Below are 14,704 nucleotides of genomic sequence, written 5' to 3'. Positions count from 1 at the left end.
CGGCGGCCGAACCTACTCATCCGATGTGCAGCGGATCGATCTGCACCCGCACCGGCGTCTGATCGTGGCGGGCGCTGAGCACGCCGGTCGCCCGGCGCAGGGCCGCCGCGAGCACCAGCCCGCGATCACGCGAGACCCGCACCAGCATGCGGTGCACGGGAGCGTCCGGGTCCACTCCGGGTGGACGACGGGCGCCGAACGGCAGGTCGACCGGACCCAGCACCTCGGCATCGGGCGGCAGGGCGGCGGCCTCCAGCAGCGCGTCGGCCGCCTCCGGGACACCGTCGACGGCAGCGAGATGCACCGCGGGGGGCAGCCCGACCTCGGTACGGCCGTCGAGCTCGGACTCCGCGTGCCCGACGGGGTCCCAGCGCACCAGCGCCTGCACCGTCGGGATCGACGATTCGGCCACCACCGCGACGGTGCCCCCGGCCGCGCGGTCGAGCACCATGGCCGCTGCCGACATCCACCGGCGCAGCGTGTCCTCGGCCGCGCGCAGATCCTGACGGCCCAGTAGCGCCCAGCCGTCCAGCAACAGCGCCGCGCCGTAACCGCCGTCGGCCCGCGGTTCGGCGCCCGGGGTCGCCACCACGACGGCGGCGCGCGCGGGCACCTCGGTCACGACGGCGTCACCGCCGGAGGTGACGACGGGAACGCCCGGGAAGGCCCGGCCCAGCTCCTCGGCGGTGCGCCGGGCCCCGACCACAACCGCGCGTACCGCGTCCGAACCGCACCGGCCGCAGCGCAGCGCGACGTCCTGACGGCCACACCAGCGGCACACCGCGCCGACGGTGTCGCGGTCCGGCAGCGACAGCGGACCGGTGCAGTGGCGGCACCGCGCGATGGTCCGGCATTTACCGCAGGCCAGCGCGGGCACGTAGCCGCGGCGCGGCACCTGGACCAGCACGGGCCGGCCGGCACTCAGCGCCGCCCGGGCCGCGCCGAGGGCCATCGACGGCAACCGCGCGGTGCGGGCGGCGGCGTCGCGTTCGTGGGTGTGGGCATCGTCGTCGAGCGCGACGACGCGTGGCGCTCGGGCGCGCACCACGCTGCGGCCCGCCACCAGGTCGTGCGCCCACTTGCTGCGGACCAGGGCCTGCGCCTCGGCAGTGCGCGCGAAGCCGCCGATGACTGCGCCGCAACGCAATTGGTGCGCCCGCAGCATGGCGACCTCGCGGGCGTGCGGATACGGCGCACGCGGTTCGGCGAGCGAGTCGTCGCCGTCGTCCCATACGACGACGAGCCCGAGGTCGGCGACGGGGGCGAACACCGCGCTGCGGGTGCCGATGACGAGCCGGGCCTGACCGCGCAGCACCGACAGCCAGCGCCGGTAGCGCTGCGACGGGCCGAGGCCGGCGGACAATGCCACGACCCGGGACTCGTCGACGAGCGTCAGCGCCGCGGCGTGGACGGCGTCGACGTCGCGCTGGTCCGGCACGATCAGCAGTGCCGCGCGGCCGGCGTTGACGACGACAGCCGCCGCCTCGCACAGCCGCCGGGCCCAGTCCTCCCCCGGCAGCGCCTGCCACACCGCGCGCGCGGCCCGGCCCTCGGCAAGCGCTTCGAGGAACTGCTCGCCGCGGCCGTACTGCTGCCAGGCGCCGGCGTCGACGTCGCGTGCAACGAACGGCGGAAGCTCCGGCGGCGGTTGCTTCTCCACGGTGGCATGCCGCGGCGGGATGGCCAGGCGCAGCACATCGGGCCGGCTGCCGGCGTACCGGGCGGCCACCGCCTCGGCGAGGCGCTGCACGTCCGGGGTCAGCACCCGTTCGGCCGAGACCACCCGGTCCAGCCAGCCCAGCTTGCCCGAATGATCGGTGTCCGAACGCCTTTCGAGGATGAACGCGTCGACGAGGCGGCCATTGAACCGGACCTTGGCCCGCACGCCCGGCTGGGCGTCGTCGGACAGGTCGGCCGGCACCAGGTAGTCGAACTCGCGGTCCAGATGCGGCACCGACAGCATCGGCAGCACCCGAGCCACGGGCTCGTGCTCGGCCTGCTGTCTGGTGACGGTCACGCAGCCGGTGTAGCAGACGCGGCCGACACCGTCCTGCCGGCGAAGAATCCAGCGGTGATCAGGAGCAACGACGCGGCGTAGGCCCACCAGATCGGGACCGCCAGCGTCTCGTCACCGAGCACGAACTTACTGATGCCGATCATGCCGTCGCTCACCGCGAAGCACAGCGCGCCGAGGGCGGTCCAGCGGGTCGGCAGGTCGGCGAACAGCGCCGTGCACACCATGGCCACCAGTACCGCCATGTACACGGTCACGGGGATGGTCATCTGCTGCGCGACCAGGCTCGGCCAGAACCAGACGATGAGCCCGAGGCAGATGACGACCAGGACCGCGGCGCCGGCGGTGGCCGCCGGGGTGCGGCGGGCCAACGGCAGCAGGGCGGCCAGGAAGCACAGGTGCGCGATCAGGAACGAGCCGAGCCCGAACACGAAGCCCATGGGCCAGCCCGGCACGGCCAGCAGGAAGTCACCACCGGCCGAGAACACCAGTGCGGCGACCAGCCAGTTGCGTTCGCGGACGATCGGATGGCTCGCCGCGGCCGCCGCCAGCAGCAGCGCGGGCAGTGCCTTGACCATGGGCTGCAGGGCGAATTGGCCGATCAGGTCGGCTCCCGACGGCAACCGCAGCGCCGTTGCGATGAGGAAGATGCCATAGCCGGCGGCGATCACGGCGGCCGCCAGCCACAGCCGCCGGCGCGGTGCGTACGGTGAACTCATGTCGGACACTGCGCGTCCCCCGCTCGATCCCATTCTGCAAAAGGTACTGGAAGCGGTTCCGTTCCAATTGACCATGGACGGTGGCGTCGAAGCCGCCCGGGCCCGGTTCCGCGAGCTGCCCCGCAAGGCAGTGTTCCCGGAGGTCCGCGCCGAGGACCGCGTCATCGACGGCGTGCCGGTGCGCGTCTACTGGCCCGCGGACATCGAACCGTCGGCGCCGGTGGTGCTGTTCTTCCACGGCGGCGGCTGGGTGGTCGGCGATCTGGACACCTATGACGGCACCGCCCGCCTGCACGCCGCCGGGGCCGGCGCCGTGGTGGTGTCGGTGGACTACCGGCTCGCTCCCGAGCACCCCTTCCCCGCCGCGGTCGACGACGTCTGGGCCGTGACGCAGTGGGTGGCCGCCCACGCCGACGAGATCGGCGGTGACCCGAATCGTCTTGCAGTGGCCGGTGATTCGGCCGGCGGCAACCTCGCCGCCGTGGTCGCGCAGCTGGCCCGCGATGCCGGCATCACGCTGCGCGCCCAGCTGCTGTGGTACCCCGCGACCACCTGGGACACGTCGCTGCCGTCGTTCACCGAGAACGCCGACGCCCCGGTCCTGGGCCGCGACGCCGTCGGCGGTTTCTCGTTGCTGTATGCCACGGGCGTCGACCTGCGGAACCCACCGGCCGCCCTGGTCCCGGCGCGTGCCGAGTCGCTGGCCGGGCTGGCCCCGGCCTACATCGCCGTCGCCGGATACGACCCACTGCGCGACGACGGCATCCGGTACGGCGAGATGCTCACCGCGGCCGGGGTTTCCGTCGAGGTGCACAACGCCGAGACCCTGGTGCACGGCTACCTCGGGTACCACGGCGTGGTGCCGGCGACGACCGAGGCGACCGACCGCGGAATCGCCGCGCTGAAGGCAGCGTTAGCCTGAGGCATGACCCTGGATGAGAGCGACGCTGTGACGTCCGCTGACCGCCCTGGTATCGACCCGATCCTCAAAGCCCTCCTGGACGCCGTGCCACTGGAGTTCACCATCGACGACGGTGTCGAGGTGGCGCGCGCCAAGATCGCCGCGATGCGGCCGCCGGCGGCGATGCTGCCGGACCTGCGGATCGAGAACCGTACGCTCGATTGCGGTGCGGCAGGCCAGATTCCGGTCCGTATCTACTGGCCGCCCATCGACGGCGAGACCCGGCCGCTGCCCGTCGTGGTCTTCTATCACGGCGGCGGTTGGGCCATCGGCGACCTGGATACCCATGACCATGTGGCGCGCGCCCACGCCGTCGGCGCCCGCGCCATCGTCGTGTCGGTCGAGTACCGGTTGGCGCCCGAGCACCCGTTCCCGGCCGCCATCGAGGATTCCTGGGCCGCGCTGCAGTGGGTCGGCGCGCATGCCGCCGAACTGGGTGGCGACCCGGCGCGCCTCGCGGTGGCCGGCGACTCGGCCGGCGGCAACATCTCCGCGGTGATGGCGCTGCGGGCGCGTGACGCCGGTGGCCCGAAGCTGGCGTTCCAGCTGCTCTGGTACCCCGTGGTGACGGGTGACGTCACGCTGCCGTCGTTCACCGAGAACGCCGACGCCCCCATGCTCAACAGCAATGTGACGGCGGCCTTCCTGACCTGGTACCTGCCGGGCATGGACCTCAGCGACGCGTCGGCCCTGCCGACCGACCTGGCCCCGGCGAACGCCGAGTCGCTGGCAGGTCTGCCGCCGGCGTACATCGGAACCGCCGAGCACGACCCGCTGCGCGACGACGGCGCCGAATACGCCAAATTGCTTGCCGCAGCCGGTGTTCCGGTCGAGCTGAGCAACGAGCCGACCATGGTGCACGGGTTCGTCAGCCTGGCCCTGGCTTCTCCGGTGGCGACCGAGGCCACCAACCGTGGACTCGCGGCCCTGAAAGCCGCCCTCTACGCCTGAATTTCCGCAAGTATGGACCCATGACAACGCCTGATGTCCAAACGGTGATCGTCGGCGCCGGGTTCTCCGGGATCGGGGCCGGCATCCTGCTCGACCGGGCCGGGCTCGGTGACTACCGAATCCTCGAAGCCGGCTCCGGCCCCGGCGGCACCTGGTTCTGGAACACCTATCCCGGTGTCGCCGTGGATATTCCGTCGTTCTCCTACCAGTTCTCGTTCGAGCAGAGCGCCGACTGGTCGCGCACCTACGCCAAAGGCCACGAACTCAAGGCCTACGCCGAGCACTGCGTCGACAAGTACGGGCTGCGGGACCGCATCCGGTTCGGCACCGAGGTCACCGGCGCCGAGTACGACGACGACGCCGCCCTGTGGCGCGTGCACACCAGCAGCGGCACCGTCACCGCACGGTTCCTGATCAACGGCAGCGGCGTCCTGACGGTGCCCAAGCCACCGGACATCGACGGCGTCGAGGACTTCGCCGGCATCACGCTGCACACCGCACGCTGGGACAGCAGCATCGACCTGCGTGGCAAGCGGGTCGCGATCATCGGCACCGGTGCCTCGGCAGTGCAGGTGATCCCCGAGATCGCCCCGATCGTGGCGCACCTCACGGTGTTTCAGCGCACGCCGATCTGGTGCTTCCCGAAACTGGACCTCCCCTTGCCGGCCCCGGCCCGCTGGGCCATGCGCATTCCCGGCGGCAAGACGCTGCAGCGGCTGGCCAGTCAGGCCTACGTCGAGCTGACCTTCCCGCTGTCGGCGCAGTACTACAGCGTCTTTCCGTTGGCGGACGGCGCCGCCCGGATGGGACGGTCGTTCCTGCGACGCGAGGTCCACGACCCGGTGGTGCGGGACAAGCTGACGCCGCGCTACGCGGTCGGCTGTAAACGACCGGGTTTCCACAACAGCTACCTCGCGACGTACAACCGCGAAAACGTCAGTCTGGTAACCGAATCCATCGAGCGCATCACGCCGACCGGGGTACGTACCGCCGACGGCCGGGAACACGAGGTGGACGTGCTGATCCTGGCCACCGGGTTCAAGGTGATGGACGTCGACAGCGTGCCGACGTTCCCCGTCACCGGTGCGGGCGGCCACACCCTCGGCGAGTTCTGGGAGACGCAGCGGCTGCAGGCCTATGAGGGCGTCAGCATCCCCGGTTTCCCGAACTTCTTCACCGTCATGGGGCCGTACGGCTACGTGGGTTCGTCGTATTTCGCGCTGATCGAAGCCCAGACCCACCACATCGTGCGGTGCCTGCAGCGCGCGGAAAAGCTTGGCGCCCACCGGGTGGAGGTCTCGCAGGAGGCCAACGACCGCTACTTCGACGAGATGATGCGCAAGCGCCACCGCCAGGTGTTCTGGCAGGACAGCTGCCAGTCGGCCAACAGCTACTACTTCGACAAGAACGGCGACGTGCCGCTACGGCCCGCCACCACCGTGGAGGCCTACGTCCGCAGCCGCCGCTTCGACCTCGACGACTACGAGTTCAGCGCCTGAGCCTCCGGCCGATGCGGATATGAAAGTGATTTGAACCCGGTAACTTTTCCGCATGCGCCGGCATCGGCACGGCTATAGGCGCTGAAACGTCGGTACAGTCGCGAAGGTGACGACCAGGCCGATGCGATGGCGGGCGGCGATCCTGCTGCTCGTCGCGCTGCTGGGCCTCGGGATCGGCACGCAGCTGGGCATCAAGCCCGCTGCCGCGACGCATCCCCATGCGGCCCCCGTCCTCGTGGCACCGGGCCACACCCTGCCGTCCGTGACCGCCGAACATCCACACCTGCGCGACAATTCGATCCCGTCGGCCCCGGATCTGATGATCGGCCTCCCCCGGACCACCTCCACCCTCCTGGCTCTCGGCCTCGCGCTGGCCGTCTGCGTCGCGATGGTGTGCTGGTGCGCACTGACGCCGGTGACCAGCCGCGGACCGCCCCGTCAGGCGGCGGCGATCCACACCGGCCGGGCGGTCCTGACCCGGCTCTGCATCTCCCGACGCTGATCGGTCAGCGCAGATCGGCCGCGTTTCGTGGCTGGTCGGTGTCTGCTGCCCGATCCCGCTGCCGCATCGCGGCATGACGCGAAAAGTGATGCACCCATGAACAATTCGACCAATCTCACCCTGCTCAGAAAATCCGCTCGGCCGGCTTCGGGGCCATGCCGGCTGGCCCGCTACGACCGGCCCGGCACCATGGTCGGCGGCACTCCGGTGCTGCGGATCACCGCCCCGTTCACCACCGATGACCGCGGCTTCTGGGCCAAGCTCGAAGGCGTCAACCCCGGCGGCATGAAAGACCGGCCCGCCATGTACATGGTCGAACGCGGCCGGGCCCGCGGCGACCTGCTGCCCGGCGCCCGGATCGTCGAATCCACCAGCGGCACACTCGGACTCGGCCTCGCCCTGGCCGGCACCGTGTACGGGCACCCGGTCACGCTGGTGACCGATCCGGGCATGGAACCGATGATGCTGCGCATGCTGGCCGCATATGGCGCCGACATCGACCTGGTCACCGAGCCGCACCCGACCGGCGGCTGGCAGCAGGCCCGGCGCGACCGGGTTGCCCAGATCCTGGCCGGCGACCCCACCGCCTGGTACCCCGACCAGTACAACAACCCCGACAACGTCGACGCGTACCGCGACCTCGCGCTCGAATTGCAGTCGCAGCTGGGCACCGTCGACGTCCTGGTGTGCTCGGTCGGCACCGGCGGGCATTCGGCCGGGGTGGCAAAAGTGTTGCGCGAGTTCAATCCAGGCTTGAAGCTGATCGGCGTCGACACCATCGGGTCGACGATCTTCGGCCAGCCCGCGCAGAGCCGGCTGATGCGCGGCCTGGGGTCGAGCATCTATCCGGACAACGTCGACTACGACGCGTTCTCCGAAGTGCACTGGGTGGCACCCGCCGAAGCCGTGTGGGCGTGCCGGGCGCTGGCCTCGACCAGCTACGCCAGCAGCGGCTGGAGCGGCGGCGCGGTGGCACTGGTCGCCGGTTGGGCGGCGCGCCACCACGACGCGGACGCCACCATCGCCGCCATCTTTCCCGATGGGCCGCAACGGTATTTCGACACCGTCTACAACGACGACTACTGCCGCCAGCACGGCCTGCTCGGCATCGAGCCGCCCGCCGAGCCCGCGGCGATCGCCGACCACACCGAGCGCGTGGTGGATTCCTGGACCCGGTGCACCACGGTGCGTAGGCCCGACGCGGCGGCACTGTGATGCAGGTGCTCACCCAGTTCCGCAGCTTCGGCTGGCCCAGCCGGGTGCTGATGCTCAACCAGTTCGGCATCAATCTCGGCTTCTACATGCTGATGCCGTATCTGGCCGGGTACCTGGCCGGCCCGCTCGGCCTGGCCGGCTGGGCCGTCGGGCTGGTGCTCGGGGTACGGAACTTCTCGCAGCAGGGCATGTTCATCGTCGGCGGGACGCTGGCCGACCGGCTGGGCTACAAGCCGCTGATCGTGGCGGGCTGCCTGTTGCGGACAGCCGCATTCGGCTTGCTGGCGGTGGCACAGTCCCTCCCGGTGCTGCTGATCGCCTCGGCGGCAACCGGTTTCGCGGGGGCACTGTTCAACCCGGCGGTGCGGGCCTACCTGGCCGCGGACTCCGGCGACCGGCGGGTGGCGGCGTTCACGGTGTTCAACGTCTTCTATCAGGGCGGCATCCTCGCCGGCCCGCTGGTGGGCCTGGCCCTGATGGCGCTGGACTTCCGGGTGACGGCGGGCATGGCGGCCGTGGTGTTCGCGGTGCTGACCATCGCGCAGCTGTTCGCGCTGCCGAAGGACCACGCCGATCACGCTGTCGCCGAACGGGTCTCGGTCCTGCACGACTGGCGCACCGTGCTGGCCAACCGCCCCTTCCTGTTGTTCGCGGCGTCGATGGTGGGCACCTACGTGGTGACGTTCCAGGTGTACCTGGCGTTGCCGCTGCACGCCGCCGTGCTGTCGCCGCACACCGAATCGGCCATCGTTGCGGCAGTTTTCGCGGTGTCGGGGCTGGTGGCCATCGGCGGCCAGATCCGCATCACGGCCTGGTTCACGGCACGCTACGGCCGCGTCCAGTCGCTGACCATCGGCGTGCTGGTGCTCGCGGCGGCGTTCGTCCCGCTGATCGTGGTGCCCGATGACCGGTGGGGTCTGCCGGCCGCGGTGGCGGCGCTGTTGCTGACGGCCGCGCTGCTGGCCGTCGGCTCGGCCGCGGTGTATCCGTTCGAGATGGACACCGTGGTGTCACTGGCCGGCGACCGGCTGGTGGCGACGTACTACGGCTTCTACAACACCATCGTCGGCATCGGCATTCTGGTGGGCAATCTCGCCACGGGCGCGCTGATGGAGACGGCGCGTCATGCCGGCCGGCCGGAGCTGATCTGGCTGTCGCTCACGGCGATCAGCCTGCTGGTCGCCCTGGCGCTGTACCGGAGCCGTCGACTGGAGCCACAGCCGGTCGCCTGACCAAACACGAATGCCCCCGCGGGTGCGGGGGCATTTGTGTTGCTCGGAAAGACTAGACCGAGGCCTTCAGGTCGTCGACCTTGTCGAGCTGCTCCCACGGCAGTTCGATGTCGGTGCGGCCGAAGTGGCCGTACGCGGCGGTCGGCGCGTAGATCGGGCGCAGCAGGTCCAGATCGCGGATGATCGCCCCGGGACGCAGGTCGAAGACCGAGGTGATGGCCTTCTCGATGCGGGCCGGGTCGAAGTGCTCGGTGCCGAAGGTCTCGACGAACAGGCCCACCGGGGCGGCCTTGCCGATGGCGTAGGCAACCTGGACCTCGACGCGGTCGGCCAGGCCGGCGGCGACGACGTTCTTGGCCACCCAGCGCATCGCGTACGCCGCGCTGCGGTCCACCTTTGACGGGTCCTTGCCCGAGAAGGCGCCGCCGCCGTGGCGGGCCCAGCCGCCGTAGGTGTCGACGATGATCTTGCGGCCGGTCAGACCGGCGTCACCCATCGGGCCGCCGACGACGAAGTTGCCGGTCGGGTTGACCAGCAGCCGGAAGTCGGAGGTGTCCATGGTGTCGTGGGCCAGGTCGGCCAGCACGGTCTCGACGACGTGGCGGCGGATGTCCGGCGCCAGGGTCTTGTCCAGGTCGACGCCCTCGGCGTGCTGGGTCGACAGCACCACGGTGTCCAGGCGGACCGGGACGTTGTCGCGGTACTCGATGGTGACCTGGGTCTTGCCGTCGGGCCGCAGGTAGTCGACGGTGTTGTTCTTGCGGACCTCGGTGAGGCGCCGCGACAGCCGGTGCGCCAGCGCGATCGGCAGCGGCATCAGCTCGGGGGTGTCGTTGATGGCGTAACCGAACATCAGGCCCTGGTCGCCGGCGCCCTGGGCGTCCAGCGGGTCGCCGGCACCCTCGACGCGCGCCTCGTGGGCAGTATCGACGCCCGCGGCGATGTCCGGGGACTGCGCGCCGATGCCGATGTTCACGCCACAGGTGGCGTAGTCGAAGCCCTTGTCGGAGTGGTCGTAACCGATCTGGCGGATCCGGTCCCGGACGATCAGCGGGATGTCGGCAAACGCCTCCTTGGCGCTGGTGGTCACCTCGCCCACGACATGCACCTGACCCGTGGTCACCAGGGTCTCCACCGCAACCCGCGACTTGGGATCCTGCGCGAGCAGCGCGTCCAGCACCGAATCGCTGATGGCGTCGCAGATCTTGTCCGGATGTCCTTCGGTCACTGACTCGCTGGTAAACAGCCGACCTTCACTCACGTCGCAAATCCCTTCCAAAACTTAGTCCGGCGCATAATATCCACGCCCGGCCAACAACTGTCGGGTACCCCTGCACAGCAAACCCGTCCCGCGGCGCGGTCAGGCGATGTTCATTCGTCCTTGCCGCGCAGGAAAGCCGTGATCGCATCGGCGATGCGACTGGCCATCAAGGTCTTGGACCCGTGCTCCAGCGCCGACTCGGCTCCGTCCGCCGCCAGCAACCAACCGTCGTTGACGTCGACCTCGAAGGCCCTGCCGTTCCCCACCGCGTTGACAACCAGCAGGTCACAGCCCTTGCGCTGCAGCTTCGCCCGGGCGTGGAACAGCACGTCGCCGTTGGCGTCGCCGGTCTCGGCGGCGAATCCGACGATGGCGCGCAGGTTCGGCAGCTGACCGTCGGTGCGGGCGCGCACCGCGCCGGCGAGGATGTCGTCGGTCCGGGTCAGTTCGATGACGGGGGCGCCGTCGGTTTCACCGGGGCCGTGCGTCTTTTTGATCTTGGTGGTCGCTACCTCGGTGGGACGGAAGTCCGCGACCGCGGCGGCCATCACGAGGACGTGCGCGTCGGACACATACTTGAACACCGCGTCCCGCAGCTGGGCCGCCGAGCTGATGTGCACGACGTCGACGCCCGCCGGGTCGGCCAGGCCGACGGTGTTGCCTGCGATCAAGGTGACCTCGGCGCCGCGCTGGGCCATCACGCGTGCGACGGCGTAGCCCTGCTTGCCGGAGCTGCGGTTGCCGATGAAGCGCACCGGATCGATGGCCTCGCGGGTTCCGCCCGCGGTGACGACGACCTTGACGCCGGCCAGGTCGCGGGGCAGCGCGTCGCCGCGCTCGAGGAGGAGCTGCGCGAACGTGGTGATTTCTTCGGCCTCAGGCAGCCGTCCGGCACCGCTGTCGGCGCCGGTGAGACGCCCTGAGGCCGGGTCCAGCACGACGACGCCCCGACGCCGCAATGTCGCGACGTTGTCGACGGTGGCCGGGTGCATCCACATCTCGGTGTGCATCGCCGGGGCGAACAGCACCGGACAGCGCGCGGTGAGCAGCGTGGCCGTGAGCAGATCGTCGCCGCGCCCCGCCACCGCGCGCGCCATCAGGTCAGCGGTCGCCGGTGCGACCACGACCAGGTCGGCCTGCTGGCCGAACCGGACGTGCGGCACCTCGGAGACGTCCTCGAACACTCCCGTGTGCACGGGATTGCCGGACAGTGCTTCAAACGTGGCGGCGCCGACGAACTTGAGCGCCGACTCGGTCGGCACGACACGGACCGAATGCCCGGCCTCGCTCAGCTGACGAACCAGGGTGCACGCCTTGTAGGCGGCGATACCTCCGGCGACTCCGACGACGATGCGTTTGCGGTCGGCCATGTCCGGCGCCTACGCGGCCTTACTCGCCCTCGGTGTGCTCGAGCAGGTCGCCGTGGATCTCGCGCATGGCGATCGACAGCGGCTTCTCCTGCAGGCCCGGCTCGACCAGCGGGCCGACGTACTCGAGGATGCCGTCACCGAGCTGGTTGTAGTAGTCGTTGATCTGGCGCGCCCGCTTCGCGGCGTAGATGACCAGCGCGTACTTGCTCGACACCCGATCCAGCAGCTCGTCGATCGGCGGGTTGGTGATACCCAGCGGCGTGTCGTAGGCGATGGCGGCGTCGGAGTCGATGCTCTCGACAGTGGTGCTCACGAAGGATTCTCCCGGCGTTCGGTGTGAAGATTGGTGTCGCTATCAGCGATATCTGTGCGGTAAGGCGCAGACCGCTCAGCGGCCCACCAGCAAGGATACCAATTCTGCACAGGCGGATTCCAACTGACTGTTCACAACAGTCACATCGAAACTGTCCTGAGCGGCCAGTTCGGCCCGCGCGGTATCCAGGCGACGGGCCTGCACCTCGGCACTCTCGGTGCCGCGGCCGATGAGCCGGCTCTCCAGCGCCTCCCAACTGGGTGGCGCGAGGAACACCGTCAGCACCTCGGGCATGGCTTCTTTGACGGCCCGGGCACCGGCCAGATCGACCTCGATGAGGACGGGCCGACCTGCGGCGATGGCTTCCCGGACCGGACGGGCGGGGGTGCCGGAGCGCTGCAGTCCCCCGTGGATTTCGGCCCATTCGAGCAGCTCGCCGTCATCGATGAGGCGCTGGAACTCGTCGGCCGAGACGAATGTGTAGTCGACACCGTCGACCTCGCCCCGACGCGGTGCACGCGTCGTGGCGGAGACACTGAAATGCAGGTCGGGCACCCGCTCACGCAGGCAGCGCACGACCGTGGATTTGCCCACGGCAGAGGGGCCGGACAGCACAACAACACGGTTCATCGCCGTCCGGCCCCTACTGCTCGTCAGTCTTGCGTCAGATCAGGAAAAGTCGAACTTTTCCAGCAGGGCCTTGCGCTGACGGTCGCCCAGGCCGCGCAGACGGCGTGTCGGAGCGATCTCCAGCTCGGTCATGATCTCCTGAGCCTTGACCTTGCCGACCTTGGGCAGAGCTTCCAGCAGAGCGGAAACCTTCATCTTGCCGAGGACCTCGTCGGTCTCGGCGTCCGTCAGGACCTGCTTGAGGTTGGTGCCGCCGCGCTTGAGCCGGTCTTTCAACTCGGCACGTGCTCGACGTGCGGCAGCAGCCTTCTCCAACGCTGCCGCGCGCTGTTCGTCGGTCAACTGGGGAAGGGCCACGGGGTTCCTCCGATTCTCCGTCAAATAATTTCTGTCACGGCTGGGGTGAACCAGCCAGCGACGACGACCGTACCCACGCTTCCCGACAAGCGCTAACCCCACCCCCCGGGTAACGAAGCTAAAACCCCAGCGTGTAGTGCGAACGGCGGCTCCGGGTGGCCGCGAAGTGCAAGCTCGGCAAGACCCGTTTCGGGGCATCTTCGCCACAGATCTGCCTGCGTATCAAGGGTTTTGAGCACTCAGTGGGATGACCGCCGCGCGGCCGGTACCGCGCCCGGCCGATTTTCGGGCCGCCATCCGGGGTTTGTCAGGAAAATTTTCGCAGGTCACGGCGTGTCGGGCGTGTCGGTGGCGGGCCGAACCGGTCGGTGCACCGCCCGCGCGCCCGGAGGCCGATTTGGGCGGTTGAACCGCCCAAATCGAGGGCTTTTTGCCGGTTGGACGGCCGCTTCAGCACCCTCCGGCGCGGCCGGTGAAACACGGATGAGCGCCACCACGCAACCTCCGCAAACTCAGGCGCGGCGCGGACAACCGACTCGACCGGCCCGCCACACAACGCCCCGACGGTCGGTTTGCGACGAAACCGTTTCCCGCCCAACGTCTTCCCAGATGGACGCCTTCCCCACAGCCAACGATCAGCGCCGGGTGACCGAACCGTTGCGGCATACACAGCACACACCTAACGACGCCAAAGTGAGCGCACATTAGGCGGTCCTAACTTCAATGGCGAACCCATCACGAGGAGGACTGAGCAACGATGAACCTCAAACGAGCGTTGACCGCATCCACCCTGGCAGCCGGCATCGGCGTCGCCGGGCTGTTCGGCGTCGGCCTGGCCGGCGCGAACGCCGACCCGGGCTGCCCGCCGAACGCGCCGTGCGGCCAGCACGACAACCGCGGACCGGGTGACAACCGGGGCCCGGGTGACAACCGTGGCCCGGCGGCGCCGGTCGGCCGTGACGACAACTGGCACGACAACCAGGGCCGCGACTGGCAGCACCGCGGCATCGACGACGCCCGCTTCGACCACCAGCCGTTCGACTACAACGGCCAGTGGGTGAACCCGGTGTGGGACAACGGCCACAACGCGTGGGGCTTCTGGCTCGGCCCGATCTGGATTCCGCTGTGATCGCCACCCGCTGATCGTGCCCACCACGAGACGGCCCGCCACGTCCCGTGGTGGGCCGTCTCGTCGTCTTCCAGGCAGCGCGCGAAACCGGCTCCCACGCACGCACAGCAAACACCTAAGTACAGCTAATTGCACGCCCATCGAACCGCCATAGCGTCAGCGGTATGAAGATCAAGCAGGCAGTTACCGCATCCACCCTGGCAGCCGGCATCGGCGCCGCCGGACTGTTCGGCATCGGGCTGGCGACAGCGAGTGCCGACCCGTGGTGCGGGCCGGGCGCACCATGCTGGGGCCACGATGACCACCGCGACGACCGTGGCGGCTGGCAGCGCGGCGTCGACTGGCACCAGGACCGGGACGGCTGGCGCGACGATCGCGGCCGGGACTGGCGTGGCCGCGGCATCGATGACGGCCGGTTCGACCACCAGCCGTTCAGCTACAACGGTCAATGGGTGAACCCGGTGTTCGAGCCGCGATTCAGTGCGTGGGGCTTCTGGCTCGGCCCGATCTGGATTCCGCTGTGACCTGAGGTGCACGGCCGGTACGTTCAT

At 69.7% G+C, this 14,704-nt stretch carries 15 protein-coding genes; 8 read left to right on the top strand and 7 right to left on the bottom strand.

Annotated features, from left to right (window positions below; genetic code table 11):
• Positions 1 to 16: 16 nt before the first annotated feature.
• Both ACZ5IQ_RS14410 and ACZ5IQ_RS14405 read right to left on the bottom strand, forming a co-directional pair.
• A complete protein-coding gene (locus ACZ5IQ_RS14410; protein WP_212811535.1) occupies positions 17 to 2,017 on the bottom strand; it encodes a primosomal protein N' in 2,001 nt (666 codons plus the stop codon).
• Positions 2,014 to 2,733, bottom strand: coding sequence for a lysoplasmalogenase (locus ACZ5IQ_RS14405; RefSeq protein ID WP_406802626.1), 720 nt, complete (start codon positions 2,731 to 2,733; stop codon positions 2,014 to 2,016). Before ACZ5IQ_RS14405 ends, ACZ5IQ_RS14410 begins: the two co-directional genes overlap by 4 nt.
• On the opposite strand from ACZ5IQ_RS14405, the gene ACZ5IQ_RS14400 reads away from it, so the two are divergent.
• From ACZ5IQ_RS14400 to ACZ5IQ_RS14375, 6 genes are all read left to right on the top strand, one after another.
• Positions 2,732 to 3,655 carry an alpha/beta hydrolase gene (locus ACZ5IQ_RS14400; protein WP_212811537.1) on the top strand — a complete coding sequence of 308 codons (924 nt, stop codon included), beginning with the start codon at positions 2,732 to 2,734 and terminating at the stop codon, positions 3,653 to 3,655. The genes ACZ5IQ_RS14405 and ACZ5IQ_RS14400 overlap by 2 nt on opposite strands.
• Before the next feature lie 3 nt (positions 3,656 to 3,658).
• Positions 3,659 to 4,645, top strand: a complete 987-nt coding sequence (locus ACZ5IQ_RS14395) for an alpha/beta hydrolase (protein WP_212811538.1) — start codon at positions 3,659 to 3,661, stop codon at positions 4,643 to 4,645.
• Positions 4,646 to 4,665: 20 nt separating this feature from the next.
• On the top strand, positions 4,666 to 6,144 hold the full coding sequence (locus ACZ5IQ_RS14390; RefSeq protein ID WP_212811540.1) for a flavin-containing monooxygenase: 1,479 nt from the start codon (positions 4,666 to 4,668) through the stop codon (positions 6,142 to 6,144).
• A 106-nt stretch (positions 6,145 to 6,250) separates the two neighbouring features.
• Positions 6,251 to 6,646 (top strand): putative copper homeostasis (lipo)protein LpqS, encoded by a 396-nt coding sequence (gene lpqS, locus ACZ5IQ_RS14385; RefSeq protein ID WP_212811541.1) that lies wholly within the window; start codon positions 6,251 to 6,253, stop codon positions 6,644 to 6,646.
• 189 nt (positions 6,647 to 6,835) lie between these two features.
• Entirely contained in the window at positions 6,836 to 7,861 is a 1,026-nt protein-coding gene (locus ACZ5IQ_RS14380) for a PLP-dependent cysteine synthase family protein (protein ID WP_244872944.1), read from the top strand.
• Entirely contained in the window at positions 7,861 to 9,093 is a 1,233-nt protein-coding gene (locus tag ACZ5IQ_RS14375) for an MFS transporter (RefSeq protein WP_212811542.1), read from the top strand. The genes ACZ5IQ_RS14380 and ACZ5IQ_RS14375 overlap by 1 nt, the downstream gene beginning before the upstream one ends.
• A gap of 52 nt (positions 9,094 to 9,145) precedes the next feature.
• Here ACZ5IQ_RS14375 and metK read toward each other — a convergent pair whose 3' ends face one another.
• From metK to mihF, 5 genes are all read right to left on the bottom strand, one after another.
• The gene (gene metK / locus ACZ5IQ_RS14370; protein WP_212811544.1) at positions 9,146 to 10,354 is read right to left on the bottom strand and encodes a methionine adenosyltransferase; all 1,209 of its coding nucleotides are present in this window, start codon (positions 10,352 to 10,354) and stop codon (positions 9,146 to 9,148) included.
• 110 nt (positions 10,355 to 10,464) lie between these two features.
• Entirely contained in the window at positions 10,465 to 11,724 is a 1,260-nt protein-coding gene (coaBC, locus tag ACZ5IQ_RS14365; RefSeq protein ID WP_212811545.1) for a bifunctional phosphopantothenoylcysteine decarboxylase/phosphopantothenate--cysteine ligase CoaBC, read from the bottom strand.
• Between the two features lie 19 nt (positions 11,725 to 11,743).
• On the bottom strand, positions 11,744 to 12,037 hold the full coding sequence (gene rpoZ, locus ACZ5IQ_RS14360) for a DNA-directed RNA polymerase subunit omega (RefSeq protein WP_020101623.1): 294 nt from the start codon (positions 12,035 to 12,037) through the stop codon (positions 11,744 to 11,746).
• Between the two features lie 75 nt (positions 12,038 to 12,112).
• Positions 12,113 to 12,667: a guanylate kinase gene (gene gmk / locus ACZ5IQ_RS14355; RefSeq protein ID WP_212811546.1), complete on the bottom strand. Its 555-nt coding sequence runs from the start codon at positions 12,665 to 12,667 to the stop codon at positions 12,113 to 12,115.
• 39 nt (positions 12,668 to 12,706) lie between these two features.
• The gene (mihF, locus tag ACZ5IQ_RS14350; RefSeq protein WP_011894593.1) at positions 12,707 to 13,024 is read right to left on the bottom strand and encodes an integration host factor, actinobacterial type; all 318 of its coding nucleotides are present in this window, start codon (positions 13,022 to 13,024) and stop codon (positions 12,707 to 12,709) included.
• Positions 13,025 to 13,781: 757 nt separating this feature from the next.
• On the opposite strand from mihF, the gene ACZ5IQ_RS14345 reads away from it, so the two are divergent.
• Positions 13,782 to 14,153: a hypothetical protein gene (locus ACZ5IQ_RS14345; protein ID WP_212811547.1), complete on the top strand. Its 372-nt coding sequence runs from the start codon at positions 13,782 to 13,784 to the stop codon at positions 14,151 to 14,153.
• 164 nt (positions 14,154 to 14,317) lie between these two features.
• Positions 14,318 to 14,677 (top strand): hypothetical protein, encoded by a 360-nt coding sequence (locus ACZ5IQ_RS14340; protein WP_212811548.1) that lies wholly within the window; start codon positions 14,318 to 14,320, stop codon positions 14,675 to 14,677.
• Positions 14,678 to 14,704 lie beyond the last annotated feature (27 nt).

Source organism: Mycobacterium toneyamaense (assembly GCF_055384815.1).
Note: the sequence above shows the minus strand (reverse complement) of the source record. Positions and strands in the feature narration are given on the sequence as shown.